General features: G+C 70.2%; 19 protein-coding genes. 10 read left to right on the top strand and 9 right to left on the bottom strand.

Annotated features, from left to right (window positions below):
- Positions 1–110 precede the first annotated feature (110 nt).
- Positions 111–758 (top strand): SGNH/GDSL hydrolase family protein, encoded by a 648-nt coding sequence (locus tag OHA68_RS18355; protein ID WP_327108746.1) that lies wholly within the window; start codon positions 111–113, stop codon positions 756–758.
- On the opposite strand, the gene OHA68_RS18360 is transcribed toward OHA68_RS18355, so the two are convergent.
- The 5 genes from OHA68_RS18360 to OHA68_RS18380 form a co-directional block, all read right to left on the bottom strand.
- Positions 743–1111: a DUF2516 family protein gene (locus tag OHA68_RS18360; RefSeq protein WP_327108747.1), complete on the bottom strand. Its 369-nt coding sequence runs from the start codon at positions 1109–1111 to the stop codon at positions 743–745. The two genes, OHA68_RS18355 and OHA68_RS18360, sit on opposite strands and share 16 nt — an antisense overlap.
- Before the next feature lie 115 nt (positions 1112–1226).
- Positions 1227–1634, bottom strand: a complete 408-nt coding sequence (locus OHA68_RS18365) for a hypothetical protein (RefSeq protein WP_327108748.1) — start codon at positions 1632–1634, stop codon at positions 1227–1229.
- Positions 1635–1637: 3 nt separating this feature from the next.
- Positions 1638–2132: a helix-turn-helix domain-containing protein gene (locus tag OHA68_RS18370; RefSeq protein WP_189141346.1), complete on the bottom strand. Its 495-nt coding sequence runs from the start codon at positions 2130–2132 to the stop codon at positions 1638–1640.
- A gap of 59 nt (positions 2133–2191) precedes the next feature.
- On the bottom strand, positions 2192–3097 hold the full coding sequence (locus OHA68_RS18375; RefSeq protein WP_189141345.1) for a M56 family metallopeptidase: 906 nt from the start codon (positions 3095–3097) through the stop codon (positions 2192–2194).
- Positions 3094–3450, bottom strand: coding sequence for a BlaI/MecI/CopY family transcriptional regulator (locus tag OHA68_RS18380; RefSeq protein ID WP_189141344.1), 357 nt, complete (start codon positions 3448–3450; stop codon positions 3094–3096). Before OHA68_RS18380 ends, OHA68_RS18375 begins: the two co-directional genes overlap by 4 nt.
- A gap of 54 nt (positions 3451–3504) precedes the next feature.
- Between OHA68_RS18380 and OHA68_RS18385 the strand changes: the two genes are divergently transcribed.
- Positions 3505–4008 (top strand): O-acetyl-ADP-ribose deacetylase, encoded by a 504-nt coding sequence (locus OHA68_RS18385; RefSeq protein WP_327108749.1) that lies wholly within the window; start codon positions 3505–3507, stop codon positions 4006–4008.
- A gap of 34 nt (positions 4009–4042) precedes the next feature.
- Here the strand turns inward: OHA68_RS18385 and OHA68_RS18390 are convergent, their stop codons facing one another.
- Together OHA68_RS18390 and OHA68_RS18395 are read right to left on the bottom strand one after the other, a co-directional pair.
- Positions 4043–4843 (bottom strand): class I SAM-dependent methyltransferase, encoded by an 801-nt coding sequence (locus OHA68_RS18390; RefSeq protein ID WP_327108750.1) that lies wholly within the window; start codon positions 4841–4843, stop codon positions 4043–4045.
- Complete coding sequence (locus OHA68_RS18395; RefSeq protein ID WP_327108751.1) at positions 4836–5579, bottom strand: SDR family NAD(P)-dependent oxidoreductase; 744 nt, start codon at positions 5577–5579, stop codon at positions 4836–4838. The genes OHA68_RS18390 and OHA68_RS18395 overlap by 8 nt, the downstream gene beginning before the upstream one ends.
- Before the next feature lie 105 nt (positions 5580–5684).
- On the opposite strand from OHA68_RS18395, the gene mshA reads away from it, so the two are divergent.
- The 4 genes from mshA to OHA68_RS18415 are packed head-to-tail and all read left to right on the top strand — an operon-like array spanning position 5685 to position 8973.
- Entirely contained in the window at positions 5685–6962 is a 1278-nt protein-coding gene (mshA, locus tag OHA68_RS18400; RefSeq protein ID WP_327108752.1) for a D-inositol-3-phosphate glycosyltransferase, read from the top strand.
- A gap of 10 nt (positions 6963–6972) precedes the next feature.
- Complete coding sequence (locus tag OHA68_RS18405; protein WP_327108753.1) at positions 6973–7455, top strand: type III secretion system chaperone family protein; 483 nt, start codon at positions 6973–6975, stop codon at positions 7453–7455.
- Between the two features lie 11 nt (positions 7456–7466).
- Positions 7467–8219 carry an SAM-dependent methyltransferase gene (locus tag OHA68_RS18410; protein ID WP_327108754.1) on the top strand — a complete coding sequence of 251 codons (753 nt, stop codon included), beginning with the start codon at positions 7467–7469 and terminating at the stop codon, positions 8217–8219.
- Between the two features lie 10 nt (positions 8220–8229).
- Positions 8230–8973, top strand: a complete 744-nt coding sequence (locus OHA68_RS18415) for a phosphoglyceromutase (protein WP_327108755.1) — start codon at positions 8230–8232, stop codon at positions 8971–8973.
- A 41-nt stretch (positions 8974–9014) separates the two neighbouring features.
- Here the strand turns inward: OHA68_RS18415 and phoU are convergent, their stop codons facing one another.
- Complete coding sequence (gene phoU, locus OHA68_RS18420) at positions 9015–9659, bottom strand: phosphate signaling complex protein PhoU (protein WP_327108756.1); 645 nt, start codon at positions 9657–9659, stop codon at positions 9015–9017.
- 132 nt (positions 9660–9791) lie between these two features.
- Between phoU and OHA68_RS18425 the strand changes: the two genes are divergently transcribed.
- Together OHA68_RS18425 and OHA68_RS18430 are read left to right on the top strand one after the other, a co-directional pair.
- Complete coding sequence (locus OHA68_RS18425) at positions 9792–10964, top strand: sensor histidine kinase (protein WP_407674503.1); 1173 nt, start codon at positions 9792–9794, stop codon at positions 10962–10964.
- A complete protein-coding gene (locus OHA68_RS18430; protein WP_189141337.1) occupies positions 10961–11659 on the top strand; it encodes a response regulator transcription factor in 699 nt (232 codons plus the stop codon). The genes OHA68_RS18425 and OHA68_RS18430 overlap by 4 nt, the downstream gene beginning before the upstream one ends.
- 51 nt (positions 11660–11710) lie before the next feature.
- Here OHA68_RS18430 and OHA68_RS18435 read toward each other — a convergent pair whose 3' ends face one another.
- Positions 11711–12289: a copper chaperone PCu(A)C gene (locus tag OHA68_RS18435; protein WP_225277663.1), complete on the bottom strand. Its 579-nt coding sequence runs from the start codon at positions 12287–12289 to the stop codon at positions 11711–11713.
- A 240-nt stretch (positions 12290–12529) separates the two neighbouring features.
- Between OHA68_RS18435 and OHA68_RS18440 the strand changes: the two genes are divergently transcribed.
- On the top strand, positions 12530–13012 hold the full coding sequence (locus OHA68_RS18440; protein ID WP_189141336.1) for a CarD family transcriptional regulator: 483 nt from the start codon (positions 12530–12532) through the stop codon (positions 13010–13012).
- Between the two features lie 17 nt (positions 13013–13029).
- On the top strand, positions 13030–13491 hold the full coding sequence (ispF, locus tag OHA68_RS18445; protein WP_327108758.1) for a 2-C-methyl-D-erythritol 2,4-cyclodiphosphate synthase: 462 nt from the start codon (positions 13030–13032) through the stop codon (positions 13489–13491).
- Positions 13492–13606: the final 115 nt, after the last annotated feature.

Below are 13606 nucleotides of genomic sequence, written 5' to 3' on the forward strand. Positions count from 1 at the left end.
AACACAGCTACACATAGCGGACACAAAGCACAGTCTTAGCCCTAGAGCTTTCGAGGTGGTACATGCGTGGTCTGATGCATCTCCCTTTCCTCGCCCGGGCAGCCGCATTAATGGCGATTTATGGCACTACGTCGGCGTGTAGTACGGCGGCGGCGACACCCGAGCTCGCGCCCGTCCGGCAGGGCCCGCCGGTGGTGATGTTCGTCGGGGACAGCTTCACCGTCGGATCGGGGCCGGTCCCTCGCTGGCGCGCCTACGCGAGCGAGGCCGCCCGCCTGCTCGGCTGGCAGCCGATCATCGCGGGCGCGGGCGGCACCGGCTATCTCAGTGAAGGGCGTGTAGGACGTACGTTCCGGCAGTCGTTCGAGGCGGAGCTCGCCTGGCGGCCGGCGCCCGACGTGCTGGTGATCTCCGGCGGGCACAACGACTGCCGCTGGTCCGCGCCCAAGGTGCGGCGCGCGGCCACCGAACTCCTGCGGGACGCCAGGGCCACCTGGCCACGGGCCGAGGTCGTCATGGTGGGCCCGATCTGGATGGGGCGCGCCCCGGCGAAGGCCTATCGGGTGCGTGACGCCCTGGCGGAGGTGGCGGAGCGTCAGGCGGTGCCGTTCCTCGACCCGATGCGCGAGCGCTGGGCCGCGGACGGGGAGGCGGAGATGACGCTGCCCGACGGCGTCCATCCGACGCACGCCGGGCACGCACGGCTGGGCACGTGGCTGGCAGGAGCCCTTAGCCGGCTGCCTTACCAGGGTCCGTAGGGCCCCTGATTGCCGCCGCGCCCGCCCATGCCCTTCACCGCGGGCTTGACGTCCACGATGTAGATGGTGGCGGCGATGACGGCGATGATGGAGAAGATCCCCAGGCCGATGCCGATGAAGACGGCGCCTCCGATGGCGAGGAAACTCGTCAGGTAGCCATAGGCGCCCGCCGCCGAGAACAGCGTCGCCAGGATCAAGATGATCAGCCAGATGCTCTTCTGCAGCTTTCCCGCCGACACGAACGCGTCATTCGACACGCGTACGGCATGCGCCAGCGCGTACGCCGCCATACCGAAAATGATCACAGAGAGCACGAGAAAGAGAAAGTTGAAGACGAGGTTGATGATTTCCATGTTCAGGCTCCGCCCGATGCCGCGATGAGTCGGCACCAGCCTAATAGGCGCCCCCCGCGCACGGGAGCCACAAAACGAAGGCCCGGCTCTCGTGAGAGCCGGGCCTACGGCCGGGTCAGGACTGGGTCTTGGTGGTGCGGGTCTTCTTCACCGGGGTGGCGACGGGCGGCTCGGCGGCCTCCGACAGCTCCTCCAGCTCAAGGGCGGCCTCGCCGGTCGTCTTGCTGACGACCTTGCGGCCCCTGGTGGCGAAGCCCTCGTAGGCCTCGACCGCGCGGTGGCCGAGCACGTCGGCGTACTCACGGGCCTTCTCCGGGAGCTCCTTGGCGATGCCCTCGGCCTTGTCCGCGTAGCCGCGGGCCCGGACCGGCAGGTCCTTGGCCAGCTCAGCACGCCGCGACTGGAGCTTCTGCAGCTGCTCGGGCAGCTCGCGCAGCTTCTCGGCGGCGAAGTCGCCGACACCGGCGATGGCGTAGAAAGGCTTGGAATCGGTCAGCTTCTTGACCTCAGTGGCCAGAGTCATGGGTTAACCTTCCTTGGTTTCCTGGTTGACGGTGCCGTTGCCCGCGCTCGCCGCATAGGGCTCAAGTGCGGCGAGCAACTCCGGGGGCAGCGGCCGCTCGTCGTCCGTTTCGGGGTCGCGCTGGGGATGGGCATTCTGGGAGGTCTGCTCATCCCCGGCGAGATGCTCCTTGCGGAACGACTCGTAGATGTCGATCAGCACCTGACGTTGCCGCTCCGTCAGAAGAGTGTCGGCCCTGATCGTGGCGACCACATCGCTGGGCGGCTCGCGGTCCTCGATGAGGCCCGCCTGCACATAGAGCGCCTGCGAGGAGATGCGCAGCCCCTTGGCGATCTGGTTGAGGATCTCCGCGCTCGGCTTGCGCAGCCCGCGCTCGATCTGGCTGAGGTAGGGGTTGGAGACCCCCGCCGCGGCCGAGAGCTGGCGAAGCGAGATCTTCGCCTGCTGCCGCTGCTCACGGATGTATTCGCCGATCGAGCCGACCTTCGGTAGTGCCATGCCTCCAGTGTGCCGCACCGTGCTTGCAAATGCAAACAGAGTGGTAGCTGCTGCAAGCGCTAGAGCTGGATGATCCAGAGGAAGGGGGTGGAGGTGACCAAGGTCACGGACAGGGCGAGCACCCCGTAACGCAGGCTCACGGGCAGCTCGGGGCCCGGCTTGAGCAGCCGGTCCACCCTGGCCATGACGTGGTGGGCATGCACGCCCAGCATCCCGCTGGGCGTCGGCATCGCACCCGCGGAGCCGAACCTGAGCAGCGCGGTGGCCAGCCGGCGCGGTGAGCAGTAGCGCCGGGCCCGGTCGTCGGCCGCCATCTCCACCAGCAGCTCCACCTGCTCCTGCGCCTCACGGACCACCTTGGCCCAGGGCAACGCCCTGCGCAGCGCGGCGAACGGCAGCAGCACCAGATCGTGCCGCTCGCGTACGTGCGCGGCCTCGTGCGCGAGCACGGCGGTCAGCTCGTCCTGGGACAGCAGCTTGAGTGCGCCCTCGCTGACCACCACCTGGGAGCGCAGGCCCGGCACGCAGTAGGCGGCGGCGCTCGGATGGTCGAGCACCCGCACGCCCGGCACGCCGGGATCGTCACGGGAGATCAGCGCCAGCAGCACGCGGTGCCGCCTGCGGGCCCGCAGCGCCTGCACCCCCGCCGAGATCAGCACCACGACGAGCACGGTGAGCGAGGTGAACCCGGCGATCATCGCGAGCACGTGCAGCGGATCCCACGCCAGGCTCGGCCCCTGGCCGTCGGCGAAGGCGAGCAGACCGGACAGCACGCCGATCTCGTAGGGCTGCACGCCGAAGGCGAGCATCGCGCCGGTGGTGGCCAGCCCCCAGGCGACCCCGAGCGACTGCCAGAGGATGATGGCGGTGCGAGGCGCGCGGGAGGTCCAGCGGGCGGTCGTGAGACGCCAGGAGCCGATCGCGCACGCCAGGGCGAGCGCGGCCAGCACCACTGCCGTGATCACTCTTCCTCCAGCTCCGTAAGGACTCTGCGCAGGACCTCCGCCTCGGGCCCAGAGACGGCCTGGGCGAAGCGGGTCAGGGCGGCGGACCGGTCGCCGGTCATGCCCAGAGCCTCAAGCATAAGCTCAGCCACATAGCTGTCGCGGCTTTCCGCGGGCTCGTAGCGCCAGGCGCGCCCGTCGCGGGTGCGGCGCAGGAAGCCCTTGCGGGTGAGACGGTCGAGCACGGTCATGACCGTCGTCGGGGCCAGGTCGCGATCGGCGATGAGCCGGCCGACCTCGCGGGCGGTCAGCGGGCTGCTCTCCGCCCACAGGATGTCCATGATGCTGCGTTCAAGCTCCCCAAGACCCTTCACACTCTCCAGCGTAGTACTACGGCGTGTCGAGCAGCCATCCGGGATGCTGGAGAGATGCACATCACCCTGGTTCGGGGCGACATCACCGAGCAGCAGGTCGACGCCGTCGTGAACGCCGCCAACTCCTCCCTCATGGGCGGCGGCGGGGTCGACGGCGCCATCCACCGCCGCGGCGGCCCGGAGATCCTCCAGGCGTGCCGGGACCTGCGCGCCGCGCGGTACGGCAAGGGCCTGCCGACCGGCCAGGCGGTCGCCACGACGGCGGGCAGGCTGCCGGCCCGCTGGGTCGTCCACACCGTCGGACCGGTGCACTCCACGACGGAGGACCGCTCGCACCTGCTCGCCTCCTGCTACCGGGAGTCGCTACGGGTGGCGAGCTCCCTGGGGGCGGCGACGGTGGCCTTCCCGGCGATCTCCACGGGCATCTACGGCTGGCCGCTCGACGACGGGGCGCGCGTCGCGCTCCGGACGGTCCGCGCGGCCGGGACACTCGTCGAGGAAGTACGTTTCGTCCTGTTCGACGAGCCGGCCTACGCCGCGTTCCAGGCCGAACTCTGAACGAGCCGGCCTACGCCGCGATCCAGGCCGCGACTCACCTGCCGGCGTCCGGTGCGACGGCGGACCAAGGGAGGGTCAGCTCGCCCAGCCGCCAGCGGCGCGGGCCGCCGAGCGGTGGCCGGCCCGTGACGGGCCAGGACCCGGCCAGCGCGCCGACCGCCGCGAGCCAGCGCTGACGCAGCCCATGAGCCCCGTACGGCGCGCTGACCGCCCAGGCGTGGTCGAAGTCGCGCAGGAAGGCGTGGATCGGCTCCCCGGGCACGTTGCGGTGGATGAGTGTCTTGGGCAGCCGGTCGGCCAGGTCCGACGGCCGGTCGAAGGCGTCGAAGCGGGCCGAGAACGTCAGCGTGCGGGGCCCGTCGCCGTCCAGGCACACCCACACCGCCCGGTGTCCCGTCTCCGAGCAGGTGCCCTCCACCAGCAGGCCGCCCGGGGCGAGCCGGTCCCGCAGGACGTCCCAGTAGTGCCACGCCTCCGCCTCGCCGTACTGCCGCAGGACGTTGAAGGCGCGGACCAGCGCCGGCGGCCGGGCGACCGGGAGCTCGAACCCGCCGAGCCTGAAGCTCAGCCCCGCACGCTCGTACGGCTTGGCCAGCGCGACCCGGGCCGGGTCGATCTCCACGCCCACGACCTCGACGTCCGGCACGACCACGCGCAGCCGGGTGAACAGCTCCAGCGTCGTGGCGTGCGAGGCGCCGTACCCCAGGTCCACCACCAGCGGCCGGTGGGCGGCGCGCAGCGCGGAGCCGTGCACGGCGGCGACCCACCGGTCCGCGCGCCGCAGCCGGTTGTGGCCGGTCGTCCCCCGGGTGATCGCCCCGACGGGCCTAACCACTGACGCGGTGCACCTTGTGCTGGGCGGCCTGGGCGCGGGGGCGCAGGACCATGCGGTCGACGTTGAAGTGCGCGGGCCGGGTGACGCACCAGGCGATGGCGTCGGCCACGTCGTCGGAGGTGAGCGGGTCGGGCACGCCCTCGTAGACCTTGGCGGCGGCGGCCTCGTCGCCGCGGAAGCGGGTGACGGCGAAGCCCTCGCTGCGCACCATGCCGGGCGCGATCTCGATGACGCGGACGGGCTGCCCGACGAGCTCCAGCCGGAGGGTCTCGGCCATCGAGCTCTGCGCGTGCTTGGCGGCGCAGTAGCCGCCGCCGCCTTCGTACGACACCAGGCCGGCCGTGGAGGTCAGCATCACCAGCACGCCGTCGCCGGACCCGACCAGCTTGGGCAGCAGCGCCTGGGTCACGCGCAGGGAGCCGAGCACGTTGGTGTCGTACATCCGCTGCCAGTCGTCCAGCCGGCCCTCGGCCACGGTCTCCGTGCCGAACGCGCCGCCCGCGTTGTTGACCAGGACGTCGCACCGCGCCAGCGAGGCGGCCAGCGCCTCGACGGAGTCCTGGGAGGTCACGTCGAGTGTGACAGGCCTGATCCCGGGTACTTCGGCGGCTAGTTCGTCGAGCCGTTCGCGCCGTCTGGCGCCCGCCACCACGTCGTAGCCCTCGGCGGCCAGTCGCCGCGCCGTCGCCTCGCCGATCCCGCTGCTCGCGCCCGTGACCACAGCAGTTCTCTTCATGGGCCATAGTTTGCCAGGCCCTCCCGGATGCCACCCGCTGCGACCTCTGACAGGGAATGCCGGAAAGATCTGAATGGTTGTAGTTCGCTTGGGAGGTGATGTCGGGTGAGGCGACGACGGGTCAACCGGGTCGCGACCATCAGCATGCACACGTCACCACTGGAGCAGCCCGGGACGGGCGACGCCGGTGGCATGAACGTGTACATCGTTGAGTCGGCCAGACGGCTAGCCCAGCTGGGCGTGGAGGTGGAGATCTTCACCAGGGCCACGGCCAGGGACCTGCCACCGGTCGCCGAGCTGGCGCCGGGAGTCGTGGTCCGCCACCTGACCGCGGGGCCGTACGAGGAGATGGACCGGGCCGACCTGCCCGGCCAGCTGTGCGCGTTCCTGTCCGAGGTGCTGCGCACCGAGGCGATGTACGAGCCGGGCCGCTACGACGCCATCCACTCGCACTACTGGCTGTCCGGCCAGGTCGGCTGGCTGGCCAAGGAGCGCTGGGGCGTGCCGCTGGTGCACACCATGCACACCATGGCCAAGGTCAAGAACCGGTTGCTGGCCGACGACGACAAGCCCGAGCCGCAGGCCCGCGTGGTCGGCGAGGAGCAGGTCGTGGAGATCGCCGACCGCCTGGTGGCCAACACCGGCGACGAGGCGCGCGAGCTCATCGAGCTGTACGGCGCGGCCGAGCAGCGGGTCGCCGTGGTGAACCCCGGTGTCAACCTCACCGTCTTCCAGCCCGCTTCACAGCACGAGGCCAGGCGCCGGCTCGGCGTGCCGATGGACGCGTACCTGCTGCTGTTCGTGGGCCGGATTCAGCCGCTGAAGGCCCCCGACGTGCTGCTGCGCGCCGCCTCGCGGATGCTGATCGACGACCCCTCGCTCCGCGGCCGCCTGGTGGTCGCCTGTGTGGGCGGCCCGTCGGGCAACGGCCTGGCCAGGCCCTCGATCCTCACCGAACTGGCCGCCGAGCTCGGCATCGCCGACGTGACCCGGCTGGTCCCGCCCGCGCCGCAGCCGGAGCTCGCCGACTGGTACCGCGCGGCCGACGTGACCGTGGTGCCCTCGCACAGCGAGTCCTTCGGCCTGGTTGCATTAGAGTCACAGGCCTGCGGCACCCCGGTCGTCGCCGCCGCCGTGGGCGGGCTGCGCACCGCGGTCCGCGACGGCGTCTCCGGCCTGCTCGTGGACGGTCACGACCCGCACGACTGGGCCAGGGCGCTGAGCCGCTTCGTCACCGAGCCGCGCCGCCGCGCCGCCCTGTCGGCCGGCGCCCGCGAGCACGCCGCCGCCTTCGGCTGGCAGGCCACCTCCTCCCGCCTCATGGAGGTCTACGCCGAGGCGATCGCCCACCTGCACCGGCAGCCCGTGGCGATCAACTCATAGGCTGTACGGCATGCGCGCCGTCGTCGAAGCCGCGCTCACCGCCGCGGACGTCTCCTTTGACGAGCCGCGGCCGGGAGCGTTCCTGGTCAAACTGCCCGGGCAGCACAAGCTCGCCACCATGGTCTGGCTGATCGTCGGCGAGCGGGCGCTGCACGTGGAGGCGTTCTTCTGCCGCCAGCCGGACGAGAACCACGCCGAGTTCTACCGGTGGCTGCTCGGCAAGAACGGCGGCATGTACGGCGTCCACTTCTCCCTCGACCCCGTCGGCGACGTCTACCTCGTCGGCCGGACCCCGCTGGCGGCGGTCTCGGAGGAGGAGATCGACCGGCTGCTCGGCTGCGTGCTGACCTACGCGGACGACTGGTTCGACCGGGCGCTGGAGCTGGGCTTCGCCTCGTCCATCAGGCGTGAGTGGGAGTGGCGGGCCAAGCGCGGTGAGTCGCTGGCCAACCTGCGGGCGTTCGCCCGCTTCGCCGATCCCGACCGTGGCTAAGATCTTGGGCTGTGACCGAACCAGGCAACTTGGGACACGCTCAGCCGAACGTCGCGCGGATGTACGACCACCTCCTGGGCGGTACGGACAACTTCGCCATCGACCGTGAGGCGGCCGGCCGCGTCCTGGAGATCCTGCCCGGCGTCCGCACCGGAGCCCGCGAGAACCGGGCCTTCCTCGGCCGCGCCGTACGCTTCCTCGTCCGGCAGGGCGTCCGCCAGTTCATCGACATCGGCGCCGGTCTGCCCACCCGGCAGTGCGTCCACGAGGTGGCCCCGGACTGCCGGACCGTCTACGTGGACAACGACCCGGAGGTCGTCTCGCACGCCCGCAGGCTGCTGCACGGCATCCCCGGCGCCCGATTCCTGCACGGTGACCTCAACGCCCCCAAGGAGATCCTCGGCCACGTCCAGGAACACCTCGACCTCGACCAGCCCGTCGCGGTCCTGCTCCTGACCATCGTGCACGTCATCCCCGGCGACCCGCGGCCGGTCATCTCCGACCTCATGGCCTCCCTGGCGCCGGGCAGTCACCTCGTCCTGTCCCACATGTCGGGCGCTCCGGGCGGGGCCCAGCCCGCCGTGGACGAGATCTACCAGGGCGGCTCGGCCCGGCCGAACCAGATCGCCGGCTTCTTCGACGGCCTCGACCTCCTGCCGCCCGGCGTGGTCAACCTGGCCGAGTGGCGTCCCGACGCCCCCGAACCGGTCCGCGAGCCCGGAGCCGCGCCGTACATTCTCTGCGGGGTCGCCCGCAAACCGTAGGATTGGCCGTATGGCGACTTTGGTGCTGCTGAGGCACGGCGAGAGTGACTGGAACGCGAAGGGCTTGTTCACCGGTTGGGTGGACGTCAGCCTGTCGGCCAAGGGCGAGGACGAGGCCCGCCGGGGCGGCAGACTGATGACCGAGGCCGGCGTCCACCCCGACGTCGTGCACACCAGCCTGCTGACCAGGGCCATCCAGACGGCCCAGCTCGCGCTCGGCGAGGCCGACCTGCGCTGGCTGCCGGTCAAGCGCAGCTGGCGGCTGAACGAGCGCCACTACGGCGCGCTCCAGGGCAAGAACAAGGCGCAGACCCGCGAGGAGTTCGGCGAGGAGCAGTTCATGCTGTGGCGGCGCTCCTACGATGTGCCGCCGCCGCCGATCGCGGACGACGACGAATACTCCCAGGCCGGCGACCGGCGCTACGCCCTGCTGCCCTCCGAGCTGATGCCCCGCACGGAGTGCCTGAAGGACGTCGTCGACCGGATGCTCCCCTACTGGTACGACGAGATCGTCCCCGACCTCGCGGCCGGTCGCACGGTCCTGGTGGCCGCGCACGGCAACTCGCTGCGCGCCCTGGTCAAGCACCTCGACGGCGTCAGCGACGAGGAGATCGCGCAGCTCAACATCCCCACCGGCATCCCGCTGCGCTACGAGCTGGACGCCGACTTCCACCCGCTGCGTCCCGGCGGGGAGTATCTCGACCCGGAGGCGGCCAAGGCGGCCATCGAGGCCGTCGCCAACCAGGGGCGATAGGCCACCGGCGAAGGGGGCGGTCCGCGCCCCCTTCGACGCCGTCAGGGGGTCCTGGTGCCGGTCACCAGGTAGACGACGGACGTGGCCACCCGCACCGCGTGGTCCGCGTAGCGCTCGTAGTAGCGCCCGATCAGCGTGATGTCGATGGCGGGCTCGACGCCGTGCGACCAGTCCTTGGCCAGAATGGTCTTGAACAGCCGCCGGTGCAGCCGGTCCATGGCGTCGTCGTCCTGCTCCAGCTCCATGGCCGAGTCCACGTCCCGGGCGGCGACGCTGCTGCCGGCCTTGGTGACCAGGTTCTCGGCGATCTGGCCCATCTCCAGGATGGTGGAGCGGATCTCCGCCGGGATGGCCGAGTCCGGATGACGCAGGCGGGCCACCTTGGCCACGTGCACCGCGAGGTCGCCCATGCGCTCCAGGTCGGTGCCCATGCGCAGTGCCGTGATCACCAGGCGCAGGTCCATGGCCACCGGCTGCTGCCTGGCCATCAGGTCGAAGATGGTCGTCTCGATCTCTTCGAAGATCGCGTTGACCTCCGCGTCGCGGGAGATGACGCTCTCCGCCAGTTGCAGGTCGGCGTCCAGCAGGGCGATGGTCGCCCGGGAGATGGCCGAGCGGACGAGACGGGTCATCTCGACCAGCTTGTCAGTGAGGGCGTCTAGTTCTTCGTGGTACGCGTCGCGCATGCCGTCACCGTATGTGGCGGTCGATGAACGAACTTCGACGACTAGGTGAACTTTCCGGGAAAGGCGGGTTCATCCCCAGGTGAGAGGGGTGTCCCCGGGCCGGCGCCGCCTACCATCGACAACATGAGTGAGATGGCCATGAGCTTCGCGGCCCTGGCCGGCTTCGTGGTGGGGGCTCTCGCGGTGCTGTTCTACCGCAATCAGATCGAGGCTCCCAGCACCAAGCCAGGCGAAGAGGCCGAGACGGAGGCCGGGGCACTGCCACAGGGCATCGCGTCCGTGCTGGCGGTGCTGCCCTCGTCCGCGGTGGTGCTGGACGCGCAGGACCACGTGCTCCGCGCCAGCTCGGCCGCGCGCGCGTTCGGGCTGGTCAAAGGCGACCGCCTGATGGCCGCGGAGCTGCTCGCGCTGGCGAGACAGGTACGCCGGGACGGCGAGATCCGGGAGACGGAGATCGACGTCGCGGCCCACAAGTTCGGACACGAGAACACCAACTTCGCGGTCCGCGTCGCCCCGCTCGGCTCCTACGGCCAGGTGCTGGTGCTGGCCGAGGACCAGACCGAGCGGCGCCGGGTCGAGGCCGTGCGCCGCGACTTCGTGGCGAACGTCAGCCACGAGCTCAAGACCCCGGTCGGCGCGCTCAGCCTGCTGGCCGAGACCGTCCAGGACGCCGCCGACGACCCCGAGGCCGTCACCCGCTTCGCCGGTCGCATGCAGCACGAGGCGGCCCGGCTGACCTACCTGGTGCAGGACCTCATCACCCTGAGCAGGATCCAGGGCGCCGAGGCGATCCCCACCCCTGAGCAGGTCTCCATCGACGAGGCCGTCCAGGTCGCCATCGACTACTGCAAGACCAGGGCCGGCGCCAAGGACATCACGCTCGTCACCGGCGGCACCGAGGGCCTGCGCATCTGGGGTGACGACGACCTGCTGATCACCGCGCTGCGCAACCTCATCGACAACGCCATCGTCTACAGCCCGGAGCACACCCGCGTCGTGATCAGCGCCAGGCCCGCGGGGGGCAGCGTCGAGGTCAGCGTCAGCGACCAGGGGATCGGCATCCCCGAGGAGTCGCAGGAACGCATCTTCGAGCGCTTCTTCCGCGTCGACGCCGCCCGCTCCCGCGCCACCGGCGGCACCGGGCTCGGCCTGGCCATCGTCAAGCACGTCGCGGCCGCGCACGCGGGCGACGTGACCGTGTGGAGCAAGGAAGGCTCCGGCTCCACGTTCACCCTTCGACTGCCCGCCTTCGGCGGCAAGGCCCTGGCCGCACCACCCTCGATTCCCCTGGAGGTCGCTCCGTGACCCGAGTCCTGGTCGTGGAGGACGAGGAGTCCTTCTCCGACGCCCTTTCCTACATGTTGCGCAAGGAGGGGTTCGAGGTCTCGATCGCGGCGACCGGCCCCGACGCGCTCGACGCCTTCGACCGCAGCGGCGCCGACCTGGTGCTGCTCGACCTGATGCTGCCCGGCCTGTCCGGCACCGAGGTGTGCCGCTCACTACGGCAGCGCTCCAAGGTCCCGGTGATCATGTTGACCGCCAAGGACAGCGAGATCGACAAGGTCGTGGGCCTGGAGCTGGGCGCCGACGACTACGTGACCAAGCCGTTCTCCTCCCGCGAGCTGGTGGCCCGGATCCGCGCGGTGCTGCGCCGCCAGGGCGACGTGGTGGAGGAGCTGGAGACGGCCGTGCTCGCGGTCGGCCCGGTCCGGATGGACGTCGACAGGCACGTCGTGGCGGTCCGCGGCGAGCAGGTGCAGCTCCCGCTCAAGGAGTTCGAGCTGCTGGAGGTGCTGCTGCGCAACGCCGGCCGGGTGCTGACCCGCGGCCAGCTCATCGACCGCGTCTGGGGCGCCGACTACGTCGGTGACACCAAGACGCTCGACGTGCACGTCAAACGGCTGCGCGCGAAGATCGAGGCCGACCCGTCCAACCCGCGCTGCATCCTGACCGTGCGCGGCCTCGGCTACAAGTTCGACGCCACCGAGGAAGCCGCTTGAGAAACCCTTGTTCAGGTACGGGTCCCGTACCTGAACAAGGGTTTTCGCTCGTCAGTGGGCCTCTTCCTCGGCCGCTTCCGGGGTCGCGGTGGGGGTCGGGGCGGGGATGGCGCCAGGGACGGCCGGGTAGGCGGTGTACTCGCGGCTGCGGGTGACCACGGGGACGTCCATGGACACGGTGCCGCCGTTGGCGAACTGGAGGTCCAGGCGGATGCTCTCGCCGCCTCTGAGGCCCTTGGAGAGGCCTTCCAGGATGATCTGGGGGGCCGGCTTGCCGGTGTTGACGAGCTGGTTGCTCGGCAGCTGGACGGGCGCGGTGAGCTTGGCCTGGGCCGCGGCGCCGGCGCTGACCGCCGTCAGAGTGTCCGGGGTGCTCCCGGAGTTGAGAATGTTCAGGTAAACGGGGACGGACCCGCGCCAAGGGATCTGCCCGCCCGAGTCAGGGCCAAGGATGAACGCCTGGGGAATGTGGATGCTCTGCTTGCCGTAGGAGCCCTGCTCGATGAGGGCGGAACCTTCGGCCGGGGCGTACGGCGTGGCGGTGTTGGCATCGAATCCGACAGAACAGCCGGCCACAACAGGGGCTACCAGGAACGCGGCGGCGGCGACAATCCAGCGACGGCTGGTCACGACGGGTTCTCCTAGGGTCTAGCGCATGCGGGATGTGCAGCGCCCACCATATCGACCTGATTCCAAGGTCATATCCGCACCCCTGCAGGTCATTAGCTATGTCCCCATATGCGATTCATAGAGTTGACGGGTTGTCAACCCCCAATATGCGCCTTTGACCTGCAGTTATGATGATTTCACTGTTCCGGGAGGCTGTGGACGCGTGGTACTCTGGAGTACAGCGGAAGGGGTACTTGTCACATGACTTTCCAGGTCGGCGACACTGTCGTCTACCCCCACCATGGGGCTGCTCGGATCGAAGCAATCACCAAGCGATCCATCAAGGGTGAGGAAAAGACCTACCTGGTGCTCAAGGTCGACAAGGGCGACCTTACCGTCCAGGTGCCAGCCGAAAACGCAGAACTCGTCGGTGTGCGCGATGTTGTTGGTCAGGAAGGCCTTGAGAAGGTTTTCGACGTCCTGCGAATGCCGCACACGGAAGAGCCGACCAACTGGTCTCGTCGTTACAAGGCCAATCTGGAGAAGCTCGCCTCCGGCGATGTGAACAAGGTCGCTGAAGTCGTTCGCGACCTGTGGCGGAGGGACCGCGAGCGCGGCCTGTCCGCTGGGGAGAAGCGCATGCTGGCCAAGGCCCGCCAGATCCTGGTGAGCGAGTTGGCTCTTGCCGAGAAGACCAATGAGGACAAGGCGGAAGCCCTGCTCGACGAGGTTCTCAACTCCTGAATACGAAGCTTCCACGGGTGGGCGTCGGGGTCGACGTCCACCCGTTCGCATCTGGCCGGCAGCTTCACCTCGCCGGCCTGCACTGGCCCGGCGAGACCGGCCTGGCCGGACACTCCGACGGCGACGCCGCCGCGCACGCGGCCTGCGATGCCCTGCTCTCGGCCGCCGGCCTCGGCGACCTCGGCGGGCTGTTCGGCACCGCCGATCCACGCTGGGCGGGCGCGTCCGGGCTCACCCTCCTGGAGGAGACCGCCCGCAAGGTACGCGAGGCGGGCTTCGAGATCGGCAACGTGGCCGTCCAAGTGATCGGTAACCGCCCCAAACTGGCTCCCCGGCGCCAGGAGGCCGAGAAGGCGCTCAGCGCGGCTCTGGGGGCTCCTGTGAGCCTCAGCGCGACCACCACGGACGGGCTCGGTCTCACCGGGCGCGGCGAGGGCGTCGCCGCCGTCGCCACCGCGCTCGTGGTCAACCATCCGTAGGCGTCGGGCGTCTGTAGATGGGCGGACTCCGGTCCGCACCCCCTGGACGGCGGCGGTCCGTTACTGGCGCGGTACGGATCGCCGTCTACCAGGGATGATCTGCGCTTTTGTCGGG

This window comes from Nonomuraea glycinis (genome assembly GCF_035920485.1).
In the GTDB taxonomy this organism is placed as follows: domain Bacteria; phylum Actinomycetota; class Actinomycetes; order Streptosporangiales; family Streptosporangiaceae; genus Nonomuraea; species Nonomuraea glycinis.